Consider the following 4,541-nt stretch of genomic DNA (forward strand, 5'->3'; position numbering starts at 1 on the left):
CGCTGCCGCGCGAGGGCCGCGGGGGGAGGGAGCCGCGCGGGGCCTTGCTGGTGGCGGCGTCGGCGATGTCGCCGGCTCCCGGCGCGCGAGGAGCCGGCGGGGCGCCCGGAGCCGACGGGGCGCCCGGAGCCGACGGGGTACCGGGAGCCGACGGAGCGCCGGGCATCGACAGGCCGCCCTGGGAGGGGTCGGCCAGCATGGTGGCGGCTTGATGCACTCCGCCTCCGGAGCCCGGTCCTGAGCCGCCCGGGCCGTCACCCGGGCCCTCACCGGTTCCGCCTCCTGCCCCTGGGGCGCTTCCCTGACCGCCTCCGTGGCCGTCGCCGCCCGTGCCGGTGTCAGCGGTTCCCGGCCCGCCGTCCTGCCCGGACTGCCCGGACTGACCGGCCTGCCCGGACTGACCGGACTGCCCAGGCACCTGAGGGGGCTGGGGGCCGTGGGACGGGTGAGGCGCCTGGGGCGCCGGGGCGCCCGACGGGTGAGACGGCTGCTGCGGGTCGGAGCCGGTGGCCGGGTCCTGAGCGGACTGCCCGCTCCCGGCGCCGGGCACGTCGAGCGCGGGTGCGATGGCCGTCCTGGGCAGCACACTGCCCTCGGGCAGCAGTTCGGTCCGGGCCTCGGACCTGGAGCCCGGCGGCGGAGACGGCGTGTCGTCTTCGTCGCTGCCCATCAGCGGCGGCGCGAAGACCGTCGCGGGCGGCGCCTGCGCCTCACCGCTGCCGACACCACCGGTGTCCGCCCCGTCCCACGGGCTGGCACCCGACAGGCTGCCGCCACCACCCGAGGAACCCCCTTGCGAGGCATCAGCGGCCGGAGCGGGAGCAGACGGCGCACCAGGAGCGGCGGACGGCCCGGAGGCGTCGGCACGCCGGTCCGGGATGCCCATCTTGTCGGCGGCCTCCTGCAGCCACTCCGGCGGCGTCAGCAAGAAGGACGTCGCCTCCAGGTCGAGCCGCTGCTGCGGCGCTGCGGCGGGGGCGACCGGCTCCTCGGTGCCGTACTCCTCCTCGTAACGCCGGATGACCTCGCCCACCGGAAGGGCGGGCCACAGCGTGGTCTCGCCGCTGTCCCTGGCGATGACAAGCCGCAGGTTGCCGCCGTCCGAGACGGGCCCGCTCTCGCGGTCCTCGGCCCAGGCCACGAAGCCCAGGTCGAACTCGCGGACGCGCACCTCGCGGTGCTGGTATCCGGGTACGTCGCCGTTGACCCAGCGCTCGGCGCGCTCCTGGGCCTGCGCGAAGGTCACCATCGCGCTCTCACCTCTCCACAGGGACGGCGCGGGCGAAGCCGCCGTCCACCATCAGGTTCGCCACGGTCTCCAGCTCCGGCGGATTACCCGCGAGCCGCAGCAGGAACGCGTCGAAATCCGCACCGCACGGCCGCAGCAGCCGCTCCACCCGTTCCTGCACCTGCATGCCGTCGGCGTCCCGCGCGTCGTCGTACGCGCAAAACCACACCGAGCCCAGCGCCTCGCCCTTCACCTTCACAGCGATCAGACCGCCCTGGACGAAGCCCACGCCCAGGAAGTCCTTGGTGAGGTGGTCGCGCAGGCACTTGTTGACGTAGACGAGGTCGTTGACGGCCGCGTCGTCCCGCACCGTGAAGAACGGCTGGTCCACCAGCAGGCCCAGCTCCGCGTCGAGCGCCACGCCCTCCGGGGCGCAGCCGCCCGCGGCCTTGAGGAAACCGCGGTAGGCACCCGGCAGCCGGTAGCCGAGCCGCTCCTCGACGTCGGCGACCTGCCGTTCGGTCACCGCGGGCTCCGGCCCGTGCGGCACCGCGAAGTGCGCCGGGCGGGTCTCCTGGAGCGGACGCGTCCCCGTCTTGCCGTGGTCGACGGACGCCGTCGCCAGACCGCCGTGGTGCCGCAGCAGCGCCTTCACCTCGACCGGCACCAGCTCCATGCGGCGGCTGTGCGCCACGTGGTGCCACGTCCAGCCGTGCGGAGTGGCCACGGGCGGCAGATCCGTCCACAGCTCGTGCCCCTCGGCGTGCAGCGCGGCGTTGGCCGACACGTAGTCGGTCAGGCGCAGTTCGTCGCCGCCGAAGCCGTCCGGAGGCTCGGCGATCTCAGCAGCCGCCCGGGCGTACGCGGAGAAGTCGGGAAACCCGGCAGGATCGACCCGTACCCCCTGAGGGTGACGGGCCGCCCTGACCGGATCCGGGAAGTTCACGACCTGCCCGGCGTACGCCCGGTTCGGTGGCGCGGCGGCTTGTCCGAGCCGACCTGTCGTCATGGCGTTGGCCCCCTGCTGGTGCTGGCTGGTTCCGAACAGCCTATGCGGTACGGCAACCGCCAGACACCGCCCCTGGCAGTCGCCCCCGTACGCCCGCCGCCGGCGTGGCGACCACGTGGCGGCCACTCGCCCACCACCGCCTCCACCTCCCCGCCTCCCCACCGGCCGCCACCGGACCGCGCTCCCGTACCGCCTACCGCCACCGCACCCGCGCACCGGCAAGCCGGAACAGCTCACCCGGGCAACGGGAACGACTCACCCCGGCAACGGGAACGGCTCGCCCGGGGGCGTTGAAAACCGCTTCCCTCCGGGGCCGCACGACCGTGACGCCCCTGGGGGAATGATCGACTCATGCGCCACACTGCATACTTGGGCGAGCCCCGGCACTTAAGGGGACACTCGGGGAGGAAGCTCCATTGCACACCGCACAACAGGCGCACACACCGCAGGCGCAGACCGCGCCCTCGGCGCACCCCGCCGAACAGGCGCAACCCGCCGCCGGATACGGCGCGGGCGACCCGCGCATCGGCTGGACGAACGCCGCCGACTCCCTCAGCGCCACCGCACCGGTGCTCCGGCACCGCCGGGACGGCATCCTGCCCGCCGTCGCCGCCGCCCTGTCCATCCGCGGCGAGACCCTCACCTGCACCGGCAGCAAGAGCGAGCGGCCCCCCGCCCACCACCCCCTCGTGCAGGACTTCCTCGACACCCTCACCACCGAACGCCGCTCCCGCACGACAGGACGCTGCCCCGAGGCAGTCCTCCTCTCCCGCTACCTGACCGCCACCGAGACCAACCGCGCCGCCAAACGCGGCGCCCGCAAGCCCGGCAAGAACGGCAAGTCCGGCGGCTCGAAGGCCACCAGGGCGTCCCGCGCGGCGAAACCGCCCAAACCCCTCACCCTGAGCGAGGCCAAGCGCGCCCTCAAGCACGCCAAACTGACCGCGCGCCGCATCCGCGAGGACGGCGACCCCCTGCACGGCAGCTACATCCCACCGTGCCGCTCCTGCACACCCCTGCTGGCCCACTTCGGCGTACGCGCCGTCGACCCGGCACAGGAGCACGACCGGTGACCACCCGCTTCCCCGTCGCCGTCGACGACCCGCTGCGCAACGCCGGATGGGAACCAGGGCGGTGGGACATCCGGCAGGCCGAACAGTGGGCCGACACCCTGCGCGCCCACATCTCTCCCGGCGGCCACCGGCACGCCGTCTTCCCCGCCGCCGTCGAGGTGTGGGCCGAGTTCGGCAGCCTGCACATCGCCCCCACAGGGCCGGGGCGGCACCTCGCACCCGCGCACGTCCACATCGACCCGCTCACCGGACTGCACGCCGCGCGCACCTTCAGCGACCTCGGCCGCGCCCTGGGAACCCAGGTCTGCCCGATCGGCACCGAGGGCGAGTACGGCGGCACCGACGCGCTGCTCGCCATCGACGCCCAGCGCCGCGTCTACAGCCTCGACCCGACAGGTGACTGGTACCTCGGCGCCGACTTCGACTCCGCGCTCTCCGCACTGCTGATGGGCCTCGTCCCGGCCAAACTCAGCGCCGGCGCCCCGCCGCCTCCCCGCACAGACCCGGACGGCACAGGCCACGCGACCGACGGCGCGCCCCACCCGGAGGACGGCACAGGCACCGCCCCCGAACCCGGCCCGAACACCGACTACGGCCCCGGTCACGGTCACGGTCACGGCCCCGAGGCGGACACGGTGGCAACGGCCGGCACCTGGAGCACAGGCGACGACACGGGCACGCCCAGCGGCGCGCAGAACTCCCCCGAAGGGCTCACACCCGCGCGTACGGAATGATCGCCGACACCCGGAACCCGCCGGAATCCGTCGGCCCCGAGACGAAGCCACCGCCCAGCGCCGTGACCCGCTCCCGCATGCCCACCAGCCCGTTGCCCCCACTGGGCAGCCCCGCGTCAGTCGCACCGTCCACCGCGGGCTCGTTCTCCACCTGCAGGGCGACCTCCGCCTCCCGGTGCGCCACCCGCACCCGGGTCGCGGCACCCGCGGCGTGCTTGTGCACGTTGGTCAGCGCCTCCTGCACCACCCGGTAGGCCGTCTGCTCCACCGTGGCCGGGCAGGCACCATCCGGGCTCCCCTCCACACGCAGCTCCACCGCCATCCCGGCAGCGCGCGACTGGCCGACCAACGCGTCCAACTGCGCGAGCGACGGCACCTGCGCGTACGGAGCCCCTTCCGCGCCCGCACCGCCCRSSYGGGCGGCGCCCTCAGGTCGCACGAAAGCCGCTCCCCCCGCAGCCGCCGACGCGGACCCCGCCGGCCGCGAGGGCGCCGCC

Annotated in this window: 3 protein-coding genes and 2 pseudogenes; 2 read left to right on the forward strand and 3 right to left on the reverse strand. The window is 74.8% G+C overall.

The annotated features are described in order from the left end of the window. Positions 1 to 1,249 (reverse strand): annotated as a pseudogene (locus AB8Z75_RS32785) (hypothetical protein); the annotation flags it as partial. 7 nt (positions 1,250 to 1,256) lie between these two features. Beyond that, complete coding sequence (locus tag AB8Z75_RS32790) at positions 1,257 to 2,237, reverse strand: SMI1/KNR4 family protein (RefSeq protein ID WP_369208446.1); 981 nt, start codon at positions 2,235 to 2,237, stop codon at positions 1,257 to 1,259. A 524-nt stretch (positions 2,238 to 2,761) separates the two neighbouring features. Between AB8Z75_RS32790 and AB8Z75_RS32795 the strand changes: the two genes are divergently transcribed. Then, positions 2,762 to 3,310, forward strand: coding sequence for a YwqJ-related putative deaminase (locus AB8Z75_RS32795; protein ID WP_369208450.1), 549 nt, complete (start codon positions 2,762 to 2,764; stop codon positions 3,308 to 3,310). After that, a pseudogene (locus AB8Z75_RS32800) lies at positions 3,307 to 3,789 on the forward strand (SUKH-3 domain-containing protein); the annotation flags it as partial. The gene AB8Z75_RS32795 and the pseudogene AB8Z75_RS32800, both read left to right, overlap by 4 nt. A gap of 232 nt (positions 3,790 to 4,021) precedes the next feature. On the opposite strand, the gene AB8Z75_RS32805 reads toward AB8Z75_RS32800, so the two are convergent. Continuing rightward, on the reverse strand, positions 4,022 to 4,541 hold a 520-nt coding region (locus AB8Z75_RS32805), incomplete at its 5' end, for a sensor histidine kinase (RefSeq protein ID WP_369208448.1).

Origin of the sequence: Streptomyces sp. PU-14G, from assembly GCF_041028275.1 — a bacterium.
GTDB lineage: Bacteria > Actinomycetota > Actinomycetes > Streptomycetales > Streptomycetaceae > Streptomyces.

Excerpts from the sequence above, each read along its gene's own strand:
- AB8Z75_RS32790 (WP_369208446.1), bottom strand. The coding sequence starts at position 2,237 with ATGACGACAGGTCGGCTCGGACAAGCCGCCGCGCCACCGAACCGGGCG.